Consider the following 22283-nt stretch of genomic DNA (forward strand, 5'->3'; position numbering starts at 1 on the left):
GGCGAAAGATGCTCACCCCGACAAAGCGGACCGGCCGACTCCACCATCCCCCTGTCACATAAAAGAAACAGGCTCGCAATTTTGTTGCAGCCGCCGGCCCCGGCCTTGCTATGCTGGCCTCCCCTGGCGCAAGCCGCTCATCAAACCCTTTATGTTTCCGAACACCTCCCTGCCCCTGACGCGCGCCGGCCGCTCGCGCGCGTCCGCCCTGCTCGCATCACTGGCGTTGGCCATGGCGCTGCTGCTGTCGGGCGCATGGTCCGCCGCCGCCCATGCCGCGACGCCGGGCACGCCGGCAGAAATCGAGGCTGACCTGGCCAGCGCCCGCAAGCAGATCGACGACATGCGCAAGCGCATCGCGAACGAAGCCGACGATGCCAATCTGCAGCAGCTCTATGGCACGGCGGTGGACATCCAGGCCAAGGCGGAGGCCGCCGCCGAAACCCTGGCGCCGCAGCTGGCCAGCGTGGCGGCCAGGCTGAACGAGCTGGGCGCGCCCCCGGAAGGCAGCAAGGAAGCGCCCGACGTCGCCGCCCAGCGCCTGAGCCTGGAAACCAGCCGGCGCGGGCTGGACGCACAGATCAAGCTCGCCAAGCTGCTGTCCGTGGACGCGGGACAGACCGCCGAGCAGGTATCGGCGCAGCTGCGCACGCAGTTCAAGGCCCGCCTGGGCGAGCGCCGCGACGCCTTCCTGTCCGGACAGTTCTGGAACGAATTCAAGGGCGAGCTTCCGCGCGACCTGGAACGCCTAAGCACGCTGCGAGACGATCTCTATGAAGCCGTGCAGCAGACACCCGCCTGGGGCTGGCTGCTGCTGGCGGGCATTACCGCCCTGGTGATCGCGCTGCGGATGGGGATCGGCCGCGCGCTGCTCAGACTGACCGCGAACCGCGTGCCGCCAGGACGCCTGCGCCGATCGGCGCTGGCAGCAGCCCAGGTGGCGCTGTCGACCGCCACGCCCGGCCTCATCGCCGTGCTGGTCCATGTCGGCCTGGACTGGAATTCACAGCTGTCCGACAGCACCTCCAACCTGCTGGCCGCGATGGTCATTACGGTCTTTTTCGGCGGCTACACCTCGGGGCTGGGCAGCGCCCTGCTGTCGGCCCGCCATCCGTCCTGGCGCCTGCCGCCCATCAGCGATGCCGTGGCGCAGAGGCTGAGCTGGGTGCCGGCAACGATGGGCGCGCTGATCGTGCTGATCTGGCTGGCCGAACGCCTGACGGTGCTGCTGAACACCAGCCTGACCACCACCATCACGCTGACCGGGATCGTGTCCACCCTGATCATGGCCACCATGGCGACCGCGCTCGCCATCGGCCGCAAGCTGCGCCGCCAGGCCCGGAAACAGGAAGACGCCACCATTCCGGCCTGGGTGCCGGCGCTGACCGGCATCGCCTGGGCCGTGCTGATCGTGAGCCTGGGCAGCCTGCTCGCGGGCTACGTCGCAATCGCCAACTTCCTGGCCAAGCAGGTCCTGTGGGTGCTGATCGTGCTGGCCTCGGGCTATCTGGCGTCCACGCTGATCGAAGACGTCTTCAGTTCGCTGCTAAGCTCGCCCCGACCCGAGACCGGCGAAAAGGCCCGGCCCACCCTGCGCGACCAGGCGGCCGTGCTGCTGTCCGGCGTCGGCCGGGTGGCAGTGGGACTGCTGACCATCACGCTGCTGCTGGCGCCATTCGGCGAAGGCCCCACCGACCTGCTGCAGCGCTTCGACCAGCTGCGCAAGGGACTGGCCATCGGCGAGGCGCAGATTCATCCGGGCGCCGTGCTGCAGGCGCTCATCGTGCTGGCGCTGGCCCTGCTGGGCGTGAAGATGCTCAAGCGCTGGCTGTCCAACCGCTATCTGCCCACCACGGAACTGGATCCGGGCATGCAGCTGTCAGCGGTCACGCTGTTCGGGTATGCCGGCTTCGTGGTGGCGGTGGCGCTGGCTCTGTCGGCCGCCGGCATCGGACTGGAACGGGTGGCCTGGATCGCCAGCGCCTTGTCCGTGGGTATCGGTTTCGGCCTGCAGGCCATTGTGCAGAACTTCGTGTCGGGCCTGATCCTGCTGGCGGAACGTCCTGTCCAGGTCGGCGACTGGGTCTCGCTGGGCGGCGTGGAAGGCGACATCCTGCGCATCAACGTCCGCGCGACCGAAATCCAGATGAGCGACCGTTCGACCGTGATCGTGCCGAATTCGGAATTCATCACCAAGACGGTGCGCAACGTGACGCGCTCCAGCCCGTTGGGCCTGGTGCAGATCAAGCTGCCCATGCCCCTGTCGACGGACGCCGAACGCGCCCGCGACGCCATCCTGCAAGCCTTCGCCGACCACGCCGATATCCTGGCCACGCCCGCGCCGAATGTCTTCCTGGATGGCCTGGATGGCGGCAACCTGATCTTCAACGCCAAGGGCTACGTCTCATCGCCGCGCGCGGCCTATGGCGTGCGCAGCGCACTGTTGTTCACGGTGCTGAGTCGCCTGCGCGAGGCGGGACTGGAGGTGTCATCGCCGACCACCGTGCTGCTTGCCCCCACCCCGCCGGCCCGGACCGTGGACGCGCCGGGCCTGGCGGCTCCGCCCGCCACGTCCTAGCCGCCGGGTCCGCTGCCCACGCGCGTCAGCCCGGCGAGTACATATCCAGCATGCCCTGCCGATCCAGGCGCGGGTTACGCAAGGGCGGCGAATTCATGGCGCCGCTCTGCACCGATTGCACCGGGAAAGCCTGGGCGACAGGCGTCTGCGGCGTGGGCGCGAGCGCGGCCGGCGAGGCGGGCGGCGCGGCGGCCGGCGCCGAGGTCTGCGCCACGGCGGAATTGTCGAAGCGGTGATCAGCCGTGGTCAGGGCGGGATTGGTGCACAGCCCCTGCGCCACCAGCGCGGCCTTGGTCCGATCGTCCGTCTGGCACAGAATGTCGATGGCCGCGGTTTCCAGCCGGCGCGAGCGGTCGGGATCCTTGGTGGACGCCGCCGCCTGCATGGTGCGTTCGAAGTTGCGCCGCAGGCTGCACTTCTGATCCTCGATCGGGAACGCGACGTTCATGCCGAAGCCGACGACCGAGCCGCCCCCGCCCGCCGACACCATGCAGCTGTCCGAAGAGAACGAGCCGTAGAAGCTCTGCCCACCCATGGCGGGCGCCGTGCGCAAGGTGCCGGAAGCGTCGGATTTGGAATTGAACGTGATGCCTTGCGTGTTGCCGGCGTTGGTCGCGCCCGAGGTCGCGGACGTGGTGGACGACGAGGCGCTGTTGGTCTGCGCCGTGGCTGAGAACGCCGCGAGCGACAGGGATAGGGCAAGAACAATGGTCTTCATGATGTCCCCTTGCCCGGACGGCCGAAGCCGTCCGGAACGCTGGCTCAGTGGTTGAACCCTTGGAAGTGGCCAATCCCTCCGATCCCTTGGATCGACGCCGTCGCGCCGAAAGTCGCCGCATGGAACGATCCCGTGGCGGAAGCGTTCGTGTCGGTCTTCTCGAACGTGGCGCCGCCATTGGCGATGCTGTCGCCCACCATGATCGGCGCATTGCCGCTCACGTGGCCGTAGGTATCGCTGGTGGCGTATTGCCGCGTGCTGGTGACGGTTTCGATGCCGTTGTGGCTGAACGACCCGCTGGCTTGCGCCACGCCGCCCGTTTCGCCGAACGAGGTCTGGCTGGACGAACCGTAGCCGTTGACCTGGGTGGAAACCACCGAACTGCCAGTCGACACGGACGACACGGTGCCATGGATGTTCCCGCTATAACCCGAGATGGATACGCTGGGTCCGGGACCCGCCGCGTACGCGGAAGCGGCGCACATCGACAGGACTGCGACTGCTGCGAGCTTTTTCATTTGAGCTCCTCCTGATCCGTGGATACGGATGTACAGGCTGCCGGTGGCCGACCGGCGCGGACCTCTACTTCTCCAGCAGTCCCGTCATGCCGCGGCAGGACGCGTGGAACTTTCGTATTGGTACGGAATGATTGCGCCGTCCAAAGTGTGTCGATATCGGTTAAACGGCGGACCGTCCGGCTGGCGCCATGCGCAAGCACGCCACAATCTCGCCAAAGTTGCGGGCATCTTGCGTGCGCGGATGCGCGGGCCATGCATATGGAGGATGAATGGAGGGCGGCTTGGCCTGATCCGCCGGAGCGGCTCAGCACTATGGAGGGCAAAGCAGCCGCGCGACTCGCCCGCCTTGCCTAGCGCGCATGCGGGTCCGTGGATGGCAGATGCGCGTTAGGCTGTTTGTCAGCCGGCGCCGACGAAAGCAGCAGGTGCTGCACCGCGCAAACCAGCGGACTACGCCATCCCGGGTCGGGCCCGCGCGGGCATAGGCCAGGATGATGCAAGTGACGGTCCAGGCATAGGTTTCACGGGCGAACGTCTCGCCCCGGACGGACGCGTACATGGCGTCGCGGAGCAAAGGCGGCGGGCACGGCGTCGGAAGCGTCGGGAGAGAATCTGGCCGGGAAAGGGAATGTCAGCCGGCGAGGGCCAGGAAGTACGCCGACTCCTTGCGAACCAGCCACAGATCGGCTGCCACCAGCAACAGCAGGATGCCGCATTCGGCCAGGTACGGCGCGGCCGCCACATGATAGCCGGCCAGCATGACAATGCCGGTCGCGGCGGCCAGGTATCCCGGCCAACCCGGCGCGGCTTGCGCGTCCGCTCGTCCGGATTCGCGGCGGCGACCGCACAGCCAGGCCAGGACGGGCAGGAACGACAGGGACAAGGGCACGTAGGCGGCGATCGCCGTCAGCAGCACATCTGCCCCGAACTGCGTGTGCAACTTGAAGGCAAGCAGCGCAACCGCACCGACAGCCGCATACCACAGCAGTCGGACAGCGATGAGGCGCGGCAAGGTGGCGACTCGGGTCATCGGTGGGGCCGGAACGGGGTTGGCGCGCCTGCCATCGGGCGACGCGTGCGGAGTTTTTCAGCCATACTACTCCGGCCGGCGGGATTGCGCCCGGCACCATTCCTACGGAGACCCAGAATGATCCAGGAGATCGCCAGCATTCACGTCCGTGAAGGCCAGGAGGCGCTGTTCGAGGCCGGCGTGGCCCAAGCCAGGCCCTTGTTCCTGCGCGCCCGCGGCTGCCACGACATGCAGCTCTATCGCAGCATCGAACAACCGCAGCGCTACACGCTCGTGGTCGACTGGGAAACCGTGGAAAACCACATGGTGGACTTCCGCGAATCCACCGATTTCCAGGAATGGCGCAAGCTCGTGGCAGGCTTCTTCGTCGAGCCGCCCCAGGTGCATCACGAGCAGAAAGTCCTGTAGCCTTCAGTCCGCTTCGGGCGGATCGTCATACTTGCGCGCGCTGCCGCGAAAACGATCCGCCGCATACTTCAGCGCGTTCTTGGCCATCTTGGCCGAGACCGCGCCGGCGATGTCGATGTCCAGCTGATCGGCCAGCGCCGCCAGATACATCTGCACGTCGGCGATCTCGTCGGCGACCTCGGCCAGGCGCGCCGGCGACAGGCCGCGAGACTCTTCAGCGGTCAGCCACTGGAACAGGGCCAGCAGCTCGCCCGCCTCGCCGGCCAGGGCCATCGCCAGATTCTTGGGCGTATGAAAGGGCTGCCATTCCCGTTCCTCGGCGAATCGGCGCACCGCCGCCGTGATCTCCCGCAAATCGCTCATGTCGCGCTCCCGCAGTCATCGGGCGGGCATCAAGCCCGCGCCAGCCTGGCCCCGGCGGCCAGCGCCACCGCCACGGTCGTACGCACATCGGCCAGGGCGCGGTGAGTCGGATCCGACGCGCCCACGTGACGGGCCAGGATATCCAGTTTATGGGACGGCAGTTCCGGCCAGGCGCGTCGCGCCAGCGCCAGCGTGCAGTGCACCGGGTTGGCGAAGGCCAGCCCGGTCTGGTCCGAGGCGGCCGCCAGGAAGCGTCGGTCGAACGAGGCGTTGTGAAAGAACACCGGCAGGTCCTCGACGAAATCCAGGAAGGACGAGAACGCCTGCCTCACGGGGATGCCAAACCGGTCCACTTCGGCCTGCGTGATGCCGGTCAGTTGGCTGATGAACGGCGGCACCCGGCCCCTTGTGCGTACCACCTGCGCATATTCCCGCTCGCAAACGCCATCGGCCTGCACGCGCACCGCGGCGATTTCAAGAATCTCGCAACTGGCGGTGGACAGGCCGGTGGTTTCCAGGTCGGCCACGACGAAAGGGCCGCGCAGCGCATGCAGCGCGGCGGCCAGGGGCGCCGGCAAGGCCCGCGCGCCGCTCACTTAGCGTCCAGCGGCGCGAAGCGCGGCGAACCGTCGGCCAGCTGGCCGAAGAACATGTCCGCCGGCCGCACCCACAGGCCGCGCGCATGCGGCCACAGGTGTTCGTACACCACCATGGTTTCCAGCGTTTCGGAATGGCGGGCTTCGCCCACATAGCGGTACAGACCGCCCTTGTAATGACGGTGCGAGGCAAGGGCCAGGGCTTCGGATTCGGTCATGGGCGTGGCAATGGCGGCGGACCCGGACGGAGATCTTGCCGCCCGGGCCCGCGAAGTTCAGGCAAGACGCACTTTATAGCGCATCCCGCCGTCCGCCTGCCGCGCCCCTCAGTAGCGGACGTACTCCAGCACCGGCTTGGACGGCATGGGCGTATTGGCCGCGGGGCGCGCCCGCACGCCCTGCGCCACCGGCTTGACCACGGAGACCGGCCGCAGCTCGCGCTCGGCCGTCGATTGCCTGAGCACCTGGGCGGCGTCGGCGGTCATCGCAGTGATGTCTTCGGTCACGTCGCCAAGCTTGGACGACTGCGCCAGCGATGCCTGGACCACCTCGCCCATGATCTCGGTGACCCGGTGCGACGACGTGACGATGTCATCCATGGTGCTGCCGGCCGACTGGACCTGGACCGCTCCCGCCTGGATCTGCTCCACCGACGTGGTGATCAGCCCCTTGATCTCCTTGGCCGCCGCGGCGCTGTTCTGCGCCAGGCTGCGCACCTCGGCCGCGACCACGGCGAAACCCTTGCCGTGCGGGCCGGCCCGGGCCGCCTCGACCGCGGCGTTGAGCGCCAGGATGTTGGTCTGGAAGGCGATGCCGTCCATCACGCCGATGATTTCGGAAATGCGGCGCGAGCTGTCGGTGATGGCGGACATCGTGCGCACCACGTCCTGCACCGTGCGGCCTCCCTCTTCGGCCACCTTGCAGGCATCCTGCGCCAGCGTGTTGGCCTGGGACGCGCGTTCGGCATTCTCGGTCAAGCCCTGCACCGTGACCCGCAGCGTCTGCGCGGCGGTGAAGCGCTTGGTGATGTCCGTGGCGTACTTGACCACCTTGAAGGGCCGACCCTCGGCATCGAGGATGGGGTTGTAGCTGGCCTCGATCCAGACCTGCCGGCCGCCCTTGCCGATGCGCAGATACTGTCCGGCGTCATGGCGGCCTTCGCGCAGCTTGCGCCAGAATTCCTGGTAGGCGGCGCCGCGCGCCTCCTCCGGCGTGACGAACATGCTGTGATGACGGCCGACGACTTCGTCGGCGCGGTAGCCCATGGCATCCAGGAACAGCTCATTGGCGCGTAGTATCGTGCCGTCCAGCTCGAATTCGATGATCGCCTGGACTTTCGAAATCGCCGCCAGCTGGCCTTCGAAATCGGCCTGCCGCTGCTGCTGTTCGCTGATATCGGTCGCGTACTTGATCACTTTCAACGGGCGACCGCGCTTGTCACAGATCGGACTGTAGGTGGCTTGCAGCCAGACATCGCTGCCGTCCTTGCGCACGCGCCGATAACGGCCGGCATCGTAGGCGCCCTGCCCCAGTTTTTCCCAGAACTCGGCATAGGCGGCGGAATCACGTTCTTCCGGGCGTATGAACATGCGGTGATGCTGTCCCAGAACCTCGTCCAGGGAATAACCCATGGTGTCCAGGAAATTCTGATTGGCCATCAGGACATGACCCTGAAGATCGAACTCGATGACTGCCTGGGCTTTGTGAATTGCCGCGATCTGACCGTATAGATCCGCTTTCTGCATGCCGCGTTCGACGCGGAGCAGGCGGTTGAGGGTAAGCCAATGCATTATGACGCCTCCTGCGAGGGATGGACGAAACTGCTGACACCGACAAACAACCGCAAAACAATCAGGAAAACCGTCTGCGCGCCCGCGATCCGGCTGTGCGCGCCGCGCCGCGCCACAGGCCGCCTACGTTTTCCGCCATCCCCGCGATGACGGTAGGTCTACTGAAAACAAAAAACAGCAGAATGTATCCAGTCGAAAATATTTAATCTCAAAAAGGCGCCATTCTCAATATTTTCCAGGGCGCGGTTTCCAAAAAAATATCAACGGGTTACAAAAATAGGGAAACCCGCCGCGCGAGTCTTGCGGAAAGCTGAAAGCGCATTAATTTCCCTGGGTTATCACGGGTGCGCCCCGTATATGCCGGCGAGCAACCGGCATGCGCCCCGTAAAACCCGATTGATTCAGACTGTCGCCAGACCGCCCACGGAATCGGGTTCGCGCGCGACGGCCGCCCCGGATTGCAGATATTGACGCGGGGATACGCCAAAATGCGCGCGGAAGTCGCGCGAGAAATGCGCGCCGTCGGCGAAACCGCAATCCAGCGCAACCTGGGTAATGCTGCTGGGCTTGTTCAGCAGCAGCCAGCAGCCATATTCCAGGCGTAACTGGCGCTGGAAAGCCATCGGCGATAAACCCGTGGCCAGGCGGAACGCCCGTTCCAGCTGCCTGCGCCCGACGCCGACATAACGGGCGATGGCGTCCAGCGGCGGCGGATTGTCGATGCGCTGCTCGATGAAATGCGCGGCCTGCCTGACGCGCAGATCCTGGATGCCGGAGAGATCGCTGCGGAAATGCGCCTGCGGCACGCGCGCCGGCCGCACGCCCTGCAGCATCATGTGGCGCATGGCCTGTTGCGCCTTGTCGCGGCCGCAATGGCGCGCCACCAGGTACAGGCCCAGGTCGATCGCGGCGGTCGACCCCGCGCAGGAAATCAAGTCGCCCTCGTCGATGAACAGCCGGTCCACCACGGCGCGGGTCTGCGGAAAGCGCTCGCGAAAAGCTTCCAGCACGTTCCAGTGCACGCAGACCGTGCGCGGCCCGACCACGCCGGCCTGCGCCAACGCGAAAGTGCCGGTGCAGATGCCCAGCAGCCGCACGCGCCGCTCGGCGGCCAGCCGGAGCCAGTCCCGCAAGGGCTCGGGCATGCGCCCGTTGATGTAGTCATTGCCGCCGCATACCGCCACGTAGTCGAACTGCTCGGGATCGTCCGGCAGGCCCGCCGCCACGTCGATGGTCAGGCCCGCGCTGGAGCAGCGCGGCTTGCCGTCCCAGCTCATCACCCGCCAGGACGTGTGGATCTGCCGGCTGCGTCCGCCGTGATCGCCGGCCAGGCGCAAGGCGTCGACAAAACCCGCGAAGGCGGCCAGCGTGAACTGGTCCAGCAACACGATGCCAACCGCGAGCGCGGGTTTTCCCCGAGCCGGGGCATCGGCATCGTCTTCATAGGGAACGGGCTCGGTTGGGGCGGAAAGCGGCGGCTGCATGACGCAATTATTCAAATTTATGTCCCGCGCCTTCAAGCTGGTTTTCCCGGGCATCCACCAAGATGCGGATGTGGCTAGGCAGTGTCCAGATCACGGATCGACAAACGACAAGGGGAATCCGACATGGCAACATTCGTCCGCGGCGCCGTTGGCGCCGCCTTGCTCGCCGCGGGGCTGATCACGGCCCCGCTGGCGGGCGCGCAGCAGCAGAAGATCACCGTCGCCTGGTACGGCGGCAACTGGGGAGACGCGTTCCGCGCCTGCGTCGCCGAGCCCTACACCCAGGCGACCGGCGTGCAGGTATCGCCCGAGGTCGGCACCTCGACCACGACGCTGGCCAAGCTCCAGCAGCAGAAGGCCGCGCCCACCATCGACGTGGCCTGGCTGGACGGCGGCATCAGCGAGCTGGCCGAGCAGGCGGGCGTGCTGGACACGCTGGACCCGGCGGCCATCCCGAACCTGAAAAACGTGATCGACCAGGGCGTGTATCGCAAGGACGGGGCCGCCTATGCGGTCAGCTCCGGCTATTACTCGCTGGGCATCGTCTACAACACGCGCGAGGTCAAGCAGCCGCCGGCCAGCTGGAAGGACCTGTGGCGGCCCGAATACGCCGGCGCGGTGGCCCTGCCCTCGCCCGCCAATTCCTCCGGCGTGCCTTTCCTGTTCTTCCTGGCGCGCGTCTGGTCGGTGGATCCGTCCAACCTGGCCCCGCTCTACGCCAAGCTCGCCACGCTGGACACGGCGCTGTACTTCGACAGTTCGGGTGCGGCCACCAATGCCTACCAGAGCGGCGAAGCGGTGATCGGCGCGCATTTCAACGTGGGCGCCTGGGACCTGATCGACAAGGGCCTGCCGATCGGCTTCGCCGTGCCCAAGGAAGGCGCCTGGGCCACCGACGCCCGGCTGCACCTGGTCAAGGGCGCGCCGAACAAGGCCGCCGCGCAGCGCTTCATCGATACCGCGCTCACGCCGCAGGCCGCGGCCTGCCTGGCGCAGCGGCTCTACCTGGGGCCGGCCGTCAGGAACACCCAGGTGCCGCCCGACGTGGCGCGCAAGCTGCCCTGGGGCGCCGAAGGCTCGGTGCAGAACCTGAGCCTGTTCGACTGGAACCTGATCAACAGCCGCCGCGCCGAAGTCACCGAGGCCTGGAACCGCCAGGTCGCCCGCAAGCGCTGAATGCAGGAACCGCCATGTCCGCTTTGCTATCCATAGAAGGCGTGTCGACGCGCTTCGGCGCCTACCAGGCGCTGGACCGCATCGATCTGGCCATCAACCAGGGCGAGTTCGTCGCGCTGCTGGGCCCCAGCGGCTGCGGCAAGACCACGCTGCTGCGCTCGATCGCCGGTTTCCTCACGCCGGATGCCGGCCGCATCCTGATCGAAGGCCGCGACGTCAGCCGCCTGCCGCCCCATCATCGCCCGCTGAACACGGTGTTCCAGAACTATGCTCTGTTCCCGCACATGAGCGTGCTGGACAACGTGGCCTACGGCCCGCGCCGCCAGGGCGCGTCGCGGGCCGTAGCCGCAGAGCGCGCGCGGGCTGCGCTGGACATGGTGGGCCTGGCCGAGTTCGGCCCGCGCTACCCGCGCGAGATGTCCGGAGGACAGCAGCAGCGCGTGGCGCTGGCGCGCGCCATCGTCAACCGGCCCAAGCTGCTGCTGCTGGACGAGCCGCTGTCGGCGCTGGACCTGAAGCTGCGCAAGCGCATGCAGCTGGAGCTCAAGCACCTGCAAGCCAGGCTGGGCATCGCCTTCGTCTTTGTCACGCACGACCAGGAAGAGGCCATGACCATGGCCGACCGCATTGTCGTGATGCGCGCCGGCGCCATCGAACAGGCCGGCGCGGGCGCCGACATCTACCGGCGTCCGGCCTCGCGCTTCGTGGCCGAGTTCATCGGCGACGCCAACCTGATCCCCTACGCCGTCGAGGCGGGCGGCGCGTTGCGGCTGCAGGCGCAGGGCCTGCGCGTGACGCGCGCGGCCGGCGACGCGCCGGCCAGCGGCCTGGCGCTGCTGCGTCCGGAAGACCTGCGCCTCGCGCAGGACGGACCCGGCGCGGACTGCGCGCTGAGCGGCACGGTGCGCGACGTGATCAACGTGGGCAGCCACTGCATGATCCACGTGGACGTGGACGGACAGACGCTGGTGGCGCGGCACGGCGGCGCCGCGCCGGCGGGGCTGCGCGCGGGTGACGCCGCCACGCTGGCCTTCGCGGCCACGGACCTGCACCTGATCGGCGGACAATCATGACGCGCCGCTCCCTGCGCGCGCCCGCCCTGCTGCTGGCCGCGCCCGCGCTGTTCTTCGCGGCCTTCTTCCTGGCCCCGCTGGCCGTGGTGGCGCTGGCCAGCATCACCGGCGGCCCGTCGGGCACCGCCCTGACACCGGCCAACTACCTGCGCGTGCTGGCGGATCAGTACCACTGGGACGTGATCCTGGTGACGTTCCGGCTGGCCTTCTACACCACCCTGATCTGCGTGGCGCTGGGCTATCCGCTGGCCTGGTATCTGGTGCGGGTGGTGCGCTGGCGGGCATGGCGTCGGGCCTGCGTGATCCTGCTGGTGGTGCCGCTGTTCACCAGCAACATCGTGCGCGCCTTCGGCTGGATGGTGCTACTGGGCCGCAACGGGCTGATCAACCAGGCGCTGATGGCGACCGGCGCCGCCGACCGTCCGGTGCGCTTCATCGGCGCGGAGCTGGGCATCCTGATCGGCATAGTCTACGTGCTGCTGCCCTTCGTGGTGCTGGCCGTGGGCAATGCGCTGGCGCGCGTCGACCCGGCCTGCGAGCAGGCCTCGGCGGACCTGGGCGCCAGCCCCGCGGCCACCTTCGTGCACGTCACCTGGCCGCTGACGCTGCCGGGCGTGATATCCGGCGCCATCATCGTCTTCACGCTGGCGGTCAGCGCCTACGTGACGCCGGCGCTGCTGTCCGGCGGGCGCGTCACGGTGCTGTCCATGCTGATCTTCCAGCAGTACAGCACGGTGTTCGACTTCCACTACGGCGGCGCGCTGAGCATGGTGCTGCTGGTCCTGACCCTGATCCTGGTGGCGCTGGCCAACCGCGCCGCCGTTCCGCCCGGAGGCGCACGATGATCGCCCGCTGCCTGATCCGCCTGTCCGCCCTGGGCGTGCTCGCCTACCTGGCCCTGCCGCTGCTGGTGATCCTGGGCGCGTCCTTCACGGCCACGCCCTACCTGGCCTTCCCGCCGCAGGGATGGACGCTGGACTGGTATCGCGCCATGCTGGCCGAGCCCGGCTACGCGGCGGCTTTCGCCACCAGCACCGTGCTGGCGCTGGCCGCCACCGCGGCGGCGGTGCTGCTTACGGTGCCCGCCGCCCTGGCGCTGGCGCGCCACGAATTCCCGGGCAAGGCGGCGCTGTCGTCGGTGCTGATGTCACCGCTGGTCCTGCCGCACATCGTGCTGGGCGCGGCGCTGCTGCAGTACGGCGCGTATTTCGGCCTGACGCGCAGCTTCCTGTCCCTGCTGATCGGCCACGTCGTCATCATCGCCCCTTTCGTGCTGCGCGCCACGCTGGGCCTGCTGACGCCGGAGCAGCGCGCGCTGGAGGAAGCCTCGGCGGACCTGGGCGCCAGTCCCTGGACCACCTTCTTCCTGGTGACGCTGCCGCAGATCCGGCCCGGCATCGTGACCGGATCGATCTTCGCCTTCATCTCGTCGTGGATCAACGTGGAGCTGTCGATCTTCAACACCACGGCGGACCTGAACACCATCCCCGTCAAGCTTTTCAACTACGTGCAGTACACGATCGATCCGACCATCGCCGCCGTCTCGGGCGCCACGATCGCGGCAGCGGTGATCGCCATCGTCATCCTCGATTTGACCGTCGGGCTGGACATGCTGTCCGAACGCGGCCAATGAACCCTTACCCTACCCCCAAGCCTGGAGCACACGCCATGCGCAAGCAAGACGCGTTCGACGTCATCTATACCCATACCGAGGGCGAGCCCCTGTGCATCGTCCACAGCGGCATCCCCTATCCCGCCGGCTCGACCATCCTGGAAAAGCGCGCCTTCCTGGAACAGCGCTATGACTGGCTGCGCAAGGCGCTGATGCGCGAGCCGCGCGGCCACAAGGACATGTTCGGCGTGTTCCTGACGCCGCCGTCCAGCCCCGAGTTCGACGCTGGCCTGATCTATATCGACGGCACCGAGTATTCGCACATGTGCGGCCATGGCACCATCGCGGTCAGCATGGCGATGGTGGCCAACGGCCTGGTGCCGCGCGGTCCGGACGGCATCACCCGCATCCGCTTCGAGACCACCGCCGGCCTGGTCGTGTCGGAAGTCGCCTCGGAAGGCGAGCAGGTGCTGTGGACGCGCTTCGAGAACGTGCCGGCCTATGTGGCCGCGCAGGATATCCCGGTGGAACTGCCCGGCTACGGCGCGCTGTCGGCCGACATCGTGTGGGGCGGCAACTACTTCGGCATCGTCGACCTGTCGCGCTGCGGCCTGCGCATCTCGCCGGACAATGGCACCGAGCTGTCGCGCATGGGCCTGATCGTGCGCGACCAGCTCAACGCCCGCCAGCGCATCCAGCACCCGACCGAGGCCCATATCAACAATCTGAACTTCATCACGTTCTGGCACGAGCCCACCATCGAGGGCGCCTTCTACAAGAACGTGCACGTGTTCAGCGCCGGCCAGCTCGACCGCTCGCCCGGCGGCACCGGCACCAGCGCGATGATGGCCATGTTCGAGGCCCGAGGCAAACTTGGCCTGAACCAGCCGATCCGCTCCGAGGGCCTGCTGGGCAGCGGCACCTTCGAAGGCTGCCTGCTGGGCGAGGTCGACCTGAACGGCACCCGCGCGGTCCGTCCCACGGTCAAGGGCACCGCCAGCATCCTGGGCACGGCGCGTTGGGTGATCGACCAGAACGATCCGGTCGGCGCCGGCTTCCTGATCCGTTGATCCGGAACAGGTGGCGGCGGGCGGCTACCCGAGCCGCCCGCCGCCGCCCGGACGCACGATGTTGCCGCCGGATGACAGGTCCGAGTCGCCCGGACGCCCGGCTCCGCCGGCGCGCTTGCGGCAAGTCGGGGCTCGGGCTTAGGATGGAGCCAGGACCGCGCCTCGCGGCGATGAAGGCATCAGCCGCGCGGGGCGGCCAGGGTTTGAACCCAGGCAGCGATTCGGGAGCGCATCGTGAAGAAAGTGGCTGAGATTCTCAGGGAAAAGTCCAATCCGGCGGTCGTGACGGTGGCGCCGGACTCCTCCGTCTACGACGCCATCCGCACCATGGCCGAACGCGGCATCGGCGCCGTGGTCGTGGTGGATGGCGAGACGGTGCTGGGCATGCTCACCGAACGCGACTACGCCCGCAAGATCGTGCTGCAGGACCGCTCCTCGCGCACCACCAAGGTCCGCGACATCATGACTGACTCGGTCTACTACGTGCGCCCGGAAGACACCCGCGAGCACTGCATGGCGCTCATGACCGAGCGCCACTTCCGGCACCTGCCCGTCATCCATGAACAGAAACTGGTCGGCCTGGTGTCGATCGGCGACCTGGTCAAGGATGTGATGAGCGAGCAAAAGTTCATCATTACCGAACTGGAACGCTACATCAGCGGCGAACGCTAGCGCGGACGCGCCGGCCAAGCGCCTTATCCGCCCGCCAGCTGGCGGGCGGCGGGCACGACCAGCCCGGCGCCGGCCGCCAGCAGCAGCACGAACACCATGCGCCTGATGGTCTTCATCGATCCGGCGCTGCCGTAGCGGCGCGCCGCCCAGGTCACGGCGATCACCAGCGGCAACGCCTGCGCGCTCAGCCAGAAGGATGAGGCCTGGAACTGGCCCTGGCTGGTCACGAGCCCAAGGCGCGCCATCGCATTGAACGAAAACAGGATCAGCAGGCTGTTGCGGATGGACGCCAGCGGCAGCGGCTGGCGGTACAGGTGATAGACCATGGGAGGCCCGGCGCTGGAAAACAAACCGCCCAGCAGGCCGGACACGCTGCCGAAGAAGACGAAGGAACCACGCGAGGACAGGCGCGGCAAGGGTTCGGCGCGCGCCACCAGCAAGACGGCGCAGGCCATGATGGTCACGCCCAGCAGCAGTTGCAGCGCCACGGCCATCGAACCGCTGATCCAGGCCAGCGCGAACACGCCCGCGACCACGCCGGCAAGGCTGCTGCCCAGCGCCGGCGCCAGCAATCGCCAGTTCACCTGCGGCTTGGCGCGGGCCAGCGTGACGGCCGCGTTCACCAGCGACAGCACGCTCACCACGTTGGCCACCTCGGACACCGAGGCCAGCTGGAACACCCCGGACAGGCCCAGCAGCACCAGGCCGAAGGCGAAACCGGTCATGGTCTGCGCATAGGTGGCGAGCGCCACGCAGGCCAGGAACAGCAGATGTTGGTAGATGCTCATGCGGGGAAAGAGCCTGACCTGCCTCGGCTCTGCCCGCCGCGCGGCGCGGCCAGGGAGGAAACGATTGGGAACGGCGGACGCGCTTGCCAGATGGCGTATGGAGAAGGACGCGATGATAGCACCGGGCCTAGTCCGGCCCCGCCAGCGGACAGCTCCACATCTTTTGTCACAAATGGATGCGAGCGTCCATGTCTGATGGCCGCTCCACCGCTATCCTTGCCGGCCAGCGCAGCCGCCGCGCCAGCCCTCCCAGGCACCGCGTGCGCACCAGACACCCATACGCCCGCAGCCCGCGTCCATGACAGCCAAACACGCCACCATCAATACCGTGACCCTGACCTGCTCGAATTGCGGCAGCGGCCACTTCACCAAGCTGGACCAGAACGAGTACCGCTGCACCCACTGCCAGGCCGTGACGCTGGTCGAGGACAACGTCGCCGAGCGGCTGGAGCAGATCCTGCGCGGCATGCAGGCGCCGGCAACGCCGCGCGTCAAGCCCAATCTGGTCATCACCGCTGCCGCGATCGCGGTGGCCGTGATCTCCATTCCCGTGGTCATCTCGCTGATGAACGGCTCCTCGCGCACGTCGTATCAGGCGGCGCCGCGCGTTCCGCCCATCGACGCCTCGCTGGTGAAACTGACGGACACCCGTGAAATCGCCAACGGCAGCCGCAAGCAGCTGCTGCTGATGATGCGCAACGAGACTGGCAAGCCCATCAACGCGCCCAGCGTCAGCGCGCAGTTCTACCAGGGCGATCTGGCGCAGAACTCGGCCAGCGGCTCGCCGCTGTCACGCACCCTGCTGCCCGGCGAGTACAGCCCGGTGCTGATCGACCTGCCCAGCCAGCCCTACAGCCGCTACGAGCTGCGCATCGGCTCGGTCAGCCCCGCGATGAGCGCCATCACCCGGCAGGTCGCCGCCAGCAAGGTGCAGCTGGTCCAGAATGACGGCGCGCACCGGCTGGTCGGCATCCTGAAGAATGAAGGCGCCAGCGCCATCTCCGGCGCGCAGGTCACGGTGATGCTGTACGACGCCGGCGGCAAGCTGATCGGCAGCGGCAACGGCTACGGAGCGGCGGGCTCGCTGGCGGCCGGCGCCGCCACCACCTTCGACGTGCGCTGCGAGCTGTACGGCGAAGGCGCGGTCGCATCCTATGAATACATGGTCCAGACCACGGCGTCCGGCGGCCAGGACGCCAGCACGCAGGCCAACGCCGCCAGCCGGATGCAGCGCATCAGCCCGGCGGCCATCCGAGCGATTCCAAAGCCCCGGCTGACTGCGCTGGAACTGCTGGACGAGAATTTCGCCCTGTTCGATCCCGCCCAGCTCAAGCTCAGCGCGCCGCGCCGGCTGCTCGACGAGATCGACCGCCCCCGGCTCTACGCCGAGGTCAGCAACACCAGCGATCGCTACGTCGCGCTGTCGCCGCGCGCCTCGATCGCCGTGTTCGACGGCTCGCAGCCGCTGGAACTGCGCCAGTCCTGGGAGCTGCCCGCCTATCTGTATCCAGGCGAACGCGTGCCGGTGGAGCTGGTCGGGCGCGACTTCGCGCGCTACACCGAGGTCAAGACGGACTGGACTCCCGCCAAGCGCGCCGAACTGCCCGGCCCGCGCCCCAAGCTGGCGGTGACGGTCGAAAACACCGAAGCCGCGGTCGGCACCGGCACGCTGAACTTCAGCTACCGCTTCCGCTACAAGTATGTGGTGGTCCACGGACGCGTGCGCAATGACGACCCGGCCGCGGTCAAGAAGGTCAAGGTCTGGATCAGCCTGTACGACGCGCAAGACCAGCTGACCGGCGCCCGTTCCGAGGAGCTGCGGCTGCCGCGCCTGGCGCCCGGCGAGAGCGCGCCGTTCCAGCTGGACGTGAAACAATACGGCGCCAATTTCAAGCGCGTCGCGGTGGTCTACGACGCCGTGCCCGAGTAAGGGCGACGCCTGAATCAACCGGGGCCGGATCGACGACGACCATGCCGTCGCCTGCCGGCAACAGTCACGCCGCCGCAAGTCTTATATAAGATATAAGACATTTGCGAGCGGCCGGCCTTGCCTCTACAATCCGTCCGGTAACCCTTCTTCCAACCCGACTTTGAGCAGGCCTTCCATGCTGGATACTTATCGTCAACACGTCGCCGAGCGCGCGGCCCTGGGGATCCCCCCGCTGCCCTTGACGGCCAAACAAACCGCCGAACTGATCGAACTGCTGAAGAACCCGCCCGCCGGCGAGGAGCAGAACCTGGTCGAGCTGCTGACGCATCGCGTGCCTGCTGGCGTGGACGACGCCGCCAAGGTCAAGGCCTCGTACCTGGCCGCCGTGGCGCTGGGCAAGGAAGCTTGTGCGCTGATCAGCCGCGCCAAGGCGACCGAACTGCTAGGCACCATGCTCGGCGGCTACAACATTGGCCCGCTGATCGAACTGCTGGACGACGCTGAAATCGGCACCATCGCCGCCGAGGCGCTGAAGAAGACCCTGCTGATGTTCGACTCCTTCCACGACGTGAAGGAAAAGGCCGACAAGGGCAACGCCAACGCGCGCGCCGTGCTGCAAAGCTGGGCCGACGCCGAATGGTTCACCAGCCGCCCCGAGCTGCCCCAGAGCCTGACGATCACCGTCTTCAAGGTGCCCGGCGAAACCAACACCGACGACCTGTCGCCGGCCCCGGACGCCACCACCCGTCCCGACATCCCGATGCACGCCCTGGCGATGCTGAAGAACAAGCGCGAAGGCGCCGCGTTCCAGCCGGAGGAAGACGGCAAGCGCGGCCCGGTCAAGTTCATTGAATCGCTCAAGGAAAAGGGCCACCTGGTCGCCTACGTCGGCGACGTGGTCGGCACGGGTTCGTCGCGCAAGTCCGCCACCAACTCGGTGCTGTGGTTCACCGGCGAAGATATCCCCTTCGTGCCGAACAAGCGCTTCGGCGGCGTGTGCCTGGGCAGCAAGATCGCCCCGATCTTCTACAACACCATGGAAGACGCCGGCGCCCTGCCGATCGAGCTGGACGTGTCCAAGATGGAAATGGGCGACGTGGTCGAACTGCGTCCCTACGACGGCAAGGCCATCAAGAACGGCGAAGTCATCGCTGAATTCGAAGTGAAGTCCGACGTGCTGTTCGACGAAGTGCGCGCCGGCGGCCGCATTCCGCTGATCATCGGTCGCGGCCTGACGGCCAAGGCGCGCGAAGCGCTGGGCCTGGCGCCGTCGACGCTGTTCCGCCTGCCCAAGGACCCGGTCGATTCCGGCAAGGGCTACACGCTGGCCCAGAAGATGGTCGGCCGCGCCTGCGGCCTGCCGGAAGGCAAGGGCGTGCGCCCGGGCACCTACTGCGAACCGAAGATGACCTCGGTCGGCAGCCAGGACACCACCGGCCCCATGACCCGCGACGAGCTGAAGGACCTGGCCTGCCTGGGCTTCTCGGCCGACCTGGTGATGCAGTCGTTCTGCCACACCGCTGCGTACCCCAAGCCCGTGGACGTGAAGACGCACCACACGCTGCCCGAGTTCATCAGCACCCGTGGCGGCATTTCGCTGCGTCCGGGCGACGGCGTGATCCACTCGTGGCTGAACCGCATGCTGCTGCCCGACACCGTCGGCACCGGCGGCGACTCGCACACCCGCTTCCCGATCGGCATCTCGTTCCCCGCCGGTTCGGGCCTGGTGGCCTTCGCCGCCGCCACCGGCGTGATGCCGCTGGACATGCCGGAATCGGTGCTGGTCCGCTTCAAGGGCAAGATGCAGCCCGGCGTCACGCTGCGCGACCTGGTCAACGCCATTCCGCTGTACGCGATCAAGCAGGATCTGCTGACCGTGGCCAAGCAGGGCAAGAAGAACATCTTCTCCGGCCGCATCCTGGAAATCGAAGGCCTGCCGGACCTGAAGGTCGAGCAAGCCTTCGAACTGTCGGACGCTTCGGCCGAACGTTCGGCCGCCGGTTGCACGGTGCGCCTGAACAAGGAACCGATCATCGAGTACATCAACAGCAACATCGTGATGCTGAAGTGGATGATCGCCAACGGCTATGAAGACGAGCGCTCGCTGGGCCGCCGCATCAAGGCCATGGAAGCCTGGCTGGCCGATCCCAAGCTGCTGCAGCCGGACGCCGACGCCGAGTACGCCGCCGTGATCGAGATCGACCTGGCCGACGTGCACGAACCCATCGTGGCCTGCCCGAACGACCCCGACGACGTCAAGACGCTGTCGGACGTGGCCGGCGCCAAGATCGACGAAGTGTTCATCGGCAGCTGCATGACCAACATCGGCCACTTCCGCGCGGCGTCCAAGCTGCTGGAAGGCAAGCGCGACATCCCGGTCAAGCTCTGGGTGGCCCCGCCGACCAAGATGGACGCCACGCAGCTGACCGAGGAAGGTCACTACGGCGTGTTCGGCACGGCCGGCGCGCGTACCGAAATGCCGGGCTGCTCGCTGTGCATGGGCAACCAGGCGCAGGTGCGCGAAGGCGCGACGGTCATGTCGACCAGCACCCGCAACTTCCCGAACCGCCTGGGCAAGAACACCAACGTGTACCTGGGCTCGGCCGAACTGGCCGCCATCTGCTCGAAGCTGGGCCGTATTCCGACCAAGGAGGAATACATGGTGGACATGGGCGTCATCAACAAGAGCGGCGACCAGATCTATCAATACCTGAACTTCGACAAGATCGCGGACTACAAGGACGTGGCCGACGTCGTCGAGCTGTAAACGCCGCCCTCCAGGCCTTCGGGCCTGGACCAAGCGAAAAGGCCCTGGAGCGATCCAGGGCCTTTTTTCATGCTGCGCGTCGCGCGCCCCGCTGGCGACCGCGCCCGTTCCGTCACGCAGGGGAACGGGCAGGCGCCTGCGGCCTTAGTAGTAGACGTCCACGTAGTCGGTCAGACCGCCGCAGGCTTCCATCTTCTGCATGCGCCAGTACTTGCGCTTGCCGGTCGCGCGGAACTCGTAGTCGCCCGTGCGTTCGCAGCGGCGGCCCTTGTCCGGCGCGTCCAGGATCAGGATGGTGCCACGCAGAACGAAGCGGTCGCTGCCGATGGACACGACCTCGCCCTTGATCTTAAGCGTGCCTTCGAAATTGGACTGCGTGCCTTCCAGGCGCACCACGCCGTTCTCATCCTTGGCGTTCAGCTGGCCGCGCGAAGCCGACCAGAGCCATTGCAGCGTGATGCCGCTGTTGCCCAGCAGCCGCTCATACGCGGCCTGGTCCTTGACGTCGGTCTTCTGCACCGGCGCCAAGGCGCCGGCGCTTGCCGACTGCTCGGCGCGGGCGGCAGCCGTGGGCGCGGGCGCCGGCAGCGTCGCGGGCGGTTGGACAGCGGCGGGTTGTGCCGGCTGGTGTCCATGGGCCGATTGCGCGGCGCCGATGCCCGGCACGACGGCGAAGGTCAGGGCCGCGCTCACCGCGAGGGCGAACATGCCCGAAGCCCGCATTTTCCGAAGGGAGCCCGCCTGGGCGCGATCAACGTTCGTGTGCATGGTGTTCAACGATTAGGAAAGGTGGGACCAAACGGCCGGGCGCTCGCGCCTGGGCGCATAAATTAACACGTGCATCTGGCCCCGATAACATCGGACGCCGGCGCCGTGTGTCCATCTGTTAGAGCGCGCTCGGCCGCCGCGCCCGCCGCGAGCTTGCCTCGGAGGATTCGGCCGAAATCGCGCGCTGATTCATCGGGAATGACAGTCCGAGCGATCTTTTTCACGATTTTTCACCAAGCCGGCGCATTTTGGACGAAACGTTTTTATACAATCCAGGCACACATTGACACAGATAGCCCGCCGGGACGCCGGTGGAGCGCCTGGAGGAACCCCCGCCAATGATCCGGCTCCTGATGCCGCCCCTGCTGCTGGCGCTCGCCGGCTGCGCCACCGCGCCGCCCTCGAACCCCGACAACATCTGCGCCATCTTCCGGGAAAAGCCGGACTGGCACGACGCCGCCCTCAAGGTGCAGAAGAAATGGGGCGCGCCGGTGCCCATTCCCATGGCCATGATGTACCAGGAGTCCTCCTTCAAACAGGACGCGGTGCCGCCCCGCTATTACTTCCTGGGCCTCATTCCCTGGGGCCGCGTCAGCTCCGCCTATGGCTACGCCCAGGTCAAGGACGAGACCTGGGACGACTACAAGAAGGACGCCGGCGGCTGGGGCTCCAGCCGCGACAACTTCGCCGACGCGATCGATTTCATGGGTTGGTACATGCACAAGACCCAGCGCCTGAACGGCGTGGCCAAGTCCGATGCCTATGGCCAATACCTGAACTACCACGAAGGCTGGACCGGTTACCGCAACCGCAGCTACGACCGCAAGGCCTGGCTCAAGACCGTGTCCCAGAAAGTCAAGGCGCGCGCCGAGCGCTACACCACGCAGTACAAGAGCTGCGAACAGGACCTGACGCGCGGCGGCTGGTTCTGGTAGGCCGGCC

At 67.2% G+C, this 22283-nt stretch carries 21 protein-coding genes; 11 read left to right on the plus strand and 10 right to left on the minus strand.

What is annotated here, in order from left to right:
• Positions 1 to 151: 151 nt before the first annotated feature.
• A complete protein-coding gene (locus C2U31_RS27980; protein WP_103275779.1) occupies positions 152 to 2578 on the plus strand; it encodes a DUF3772 domain-containing protein in 2427 nt (808 codons plus the stop codon).
• A 25-nt stretch (positions 2579 to 2603) separates the two neighbouring features.
• On the opposite strand, the gene C2U31_RS27985 is transcribed toward C2U31_RS27980, so the two are convergent.
• The 3 genes from C2U31_RS27985 to C2U31_RS27995 form a co-directional block, all read right to left on the minus strand.
• Positions 2604 to 3296: a hypothetical protein gene (locus C2U31_RS27985; RefSeq protein ID WP_103275780.1), complete on the minus strand. Its 693-nt coding sequence runs from the start codon at positions 3294 to 3296 to the stop codon at positions 2604 to 2606.
• A gap of 44 nt (positions 3297 to 3340) precedes the next feature.
• Positions 3341 to 3814, minus strand: coding sequence for a hypothetical protein (locus C2U31_RS27990; protein ID WP_103275781.1), 474 nt, complete (start codon positions 3812 to 3814; stop codon positions 3341 to 3343).
• Positions 3815 to 4445: 631 nt separating this feature from the next.
• Positions 4446 to 4844: a hypothetical protein gene (locus C2U31_RS27995; protein WP_103275782.1), complete on the minus strand. Its 399-nt coding sequence runs from the start codon at positions 4842 to 4844 to the stop codon at positions 4446 to 4448.
• A 117-nt stretch (positions 4845 to 4961) separates the two neighbouring features.
• Here C2U31_RS27995 and C2U31_RS28000 point away from each other — a divergent pair, with 117 nt between their 5' ends.
• Positions 4962 to 5252, plus strand: coding sequence for an antibiotic biosynthesis monooxygenase (locus C2U31_RS28000; RefSeq protein WP_103275783.1), 291 nt, complete (start codon positions 4962 to 4964; stop codon positions 5250 to 5252).
• Positions 5253 to 5255: 3 nt separating this feature from the next.
• Here the strand turns inward: C2U31_RS28000 and C2U31_RS28005 are convergent, their stop codons facing one another.
• From C2U31_RS28005 to C2U31_RS28025, 5 genes are all read right to left on the minus strand, one after another.
• The gene (locus tag C2U31_RS28005; protein WP_103275784.1) at positions 5256 to 5615 is read right to left on the minus strand and encodes a nucleotide pyrophosphohydrolase; all 360 of its coding nucleotides are present in this window, start codon (positions 5613 to 5615) and stop codon (positions 5256 to 5258) included.
• Positions 5616 to 5644: 29 nt separating this feature from the next.
• Positions 5645 to 6211 (minus strand): PolC-type DNA polymerase III, encoded by a 567-nt coding sequence (locus C2U31_RS28010; protein ID WP_103275785.1) that lies wholly within the window; start codon positions 6209 to 6211, stop codon positions 5645 to 5647.
• On the minus strand, positions 6208 to 6429 hold the full coding sequence (locus C2U31_RS28015) for a DUF1653 domain-containing protein (RefSeq protein ID WP_103275786.1): 222 nt from the start codon (positions 6427 to 6429) through the stop codon (positions 6208 to 6210). The genes C2U31_RS28010 and C2U31_RS28015 overlap by 4 nt, the downstream gene beginning before the upstream one ends.
• A gap of 108 nt (positions 6430 to 6537) precedes the next feature.
• A complete protein-coding gene (locus C2U31_RS28020; RefSeq protein WP_103275787.1) occupies positions 6538 to 8001 on the minus strand; it encodes a methyl-accepting chemotaxis protein in 1464 nt (487 codons plus the stop codon).
• 401 nt (positions 8002 to 8402) lie between these two features.
• Positions 8403 to 9485, minus strand: coding sequence for a GlxA family transcriptional regulator (locus C2U31_RS28025; protein ID WP_233772530.1), 1083 nt, complete (start codon positions 9483 to 9485; stop codon positions 8403 to 8405).
• Positions 9486 to 9608: 123 nt separating this feature from the next.
• Here C2U31_RS28025 and C2U31_RS28030 point away from each other — a divergent pair, with 123 nt between their 5' ends.
• From C2U31_RS28030 to C2U31_RS28055, 6 genes are all read left to right on the plus strand, one after another.
• Positions 9609 to 10661: an ABC transporter substrate-binding protein gene (locus C2U31_RS28030; protein ID WP_103275789.1), complete on the plus strand. Its 1053-nt coding sequence runs from the start codon at positions 9609 to 9611 to the stop codon at positions 10659 to 10661.
• A gap of 14 nt (positions 10662 to 10675) precedes the next feature.
• Positions 10676 to 11734, plus strand: coding sequence for an ABC transporter ATP-binding protein (locus C2U31_RS28035; RefSeq protein ID WP_103275790.1), 1059 nt, complete (start codon positions 10676 to 10678; stop codon positions 11732 to 11734).
• Positions 11731 to 12579 (plus strand): ABC transporter permease, encoded by an 849-nt coding sequence (locus C2U31_RS28040; protein WP_103275791.1) that lies wholly within the window; start codon positions 11731 to 11733, stop codon positions 12577 to 12579. The genes C2U31_RS28035 and C2U31_RS28040 overlap by 4 nt, the downstream gene beginning before the upstream one ends.
• Positions 12576 to 13367 carry an ABC transporter permease gene (locus C2U31_RS28045; RefSeq protein WP_103275792.1) on the plus strand — a complete coding sequence of 264 codons (792 nt, stop codon included), beginning with the start codon at positions 12576 to 12578 and terminating at the stop codon, positions 13365 to 13367. The genes C2U31_RS28040 and C2U31_RS28045 overlap by 4 nt, the downstream gene beginning before the upstream one ends.
• Positions 13368 to 13402: 35 nt before the next feature.
• Positions 13403 to 14416, plus strand: coding sequence for a proline racemase family protein (locus tag C2U31_RS28050; RefSeq protein WP_103275793.1), 1014 nt, complete (start codon positions 13403 to 13405; stop codon positions 14414 to 14416).
• Positions 14417 to 14650: 234 nt separating this feature from the next.
• Positions 14651 to 15088, plus strand: a complete 438-nt coding sequence (locus tag C2U31_RS28055; RefSeq protein WP_103275794.1) for a CBS domain-containing protein — start codon at positions 14651 to 14653, stop codon at positions 15086 to 15088.
• A 23-nt stretch (positions 15089 to 15111) separates the two neighbouring features.
• On the opposite strand, the gene C2U31_RS28060 is transcribed toward C2U31_RS28055, so the two are convergent.
• Positions 15112 to 15876, minus strand: coding sequence for a sulfite exporter TauE/SafE family protein (locus C2U31_RS28060; protein WP_103275795.1), 765 nt, complete (start codon positions 15874 to 15876; stop codon positions 15112 to 15114).
• A 298-nt stretch (positions 15877 to 16174) separates the two neighbouring features.
• Here C2U31_RS28060 and C2U31_RS30875 point away from each other — a divergent pair, with 298 nt between their 5' ends.
• Together C2U31_RS30875 and acnB are read left to right on the plus strand one after the other, a co-directional pair.
• The gene (locus C2U31_RS30875) at positions 16175 to 17806 is read left to right on the plus strand and encodes an FxLYD domain-containing protein (RefSeq protein ID WP_199770910.1); all 1632 of its coding nucleotides are present in this window, start codon (positions 16175 to 16177) and stop codon (positions 17804 to 17806) included.
• Between the two features lie 175 nt (positions 17807 to 17981).
• Positions 17982 to 20573, plus strand: coding sequence for a bifunctional aconitate hydratase 2/2-methylisocitrate dehydratase (acnB, locus tag C2U31_RS28075; RefSeq protein WP_103275796.1), 2592 nt, complete (start codon positions 17982 to 17984; stop codon positions 20571 to 20573).
• A gap of 144 nt (positions 20574 to 20717) precedes the next feature.
• Here the strand turns inward: acnB and C2U31_RS28080 are convergent, their stop codons facing one another.
• Positions 20718 to 21281, minus strand: coding sequence for a hypothetical protein (locus C2U31_RS28080; RefSeq protein WP_233772532.1), 564 nt, complete (start codon positions 21279 to 21281; stop codon positions 20718 to 20720).
• Positions 21282 to 21679: 398 nt separating this feature from the next.
• On the opposite strand from C2U31_RS28080, the gene C2U31_RS28085 reads away from it, so the two are divergent.
• Positions 21680 to 22276: a hypothetical protein gene (locus C2U31_RS28085; protein ID WP_103275798.1), complete on the plus strand. Its 597-nt coding sequence runs from the start codon at positions 21680 to 21682 to the stop codon at positions 22274 to 22276.
• The last annotated feature ends 7 nt before the right edge of the window (positions 22277 to 22283 follow it).

The sequence above is a fragment of the Achromobacter sp. AONIH1 genome (assembly GCF_002902905.1).
In the GTDB taxonomy this organism is placed as follows: Bacteria; Pseudomonadota; Gammaproteobacteria; order Burkholderiales; family Burkholderiaceae_B; genus Achromobacter.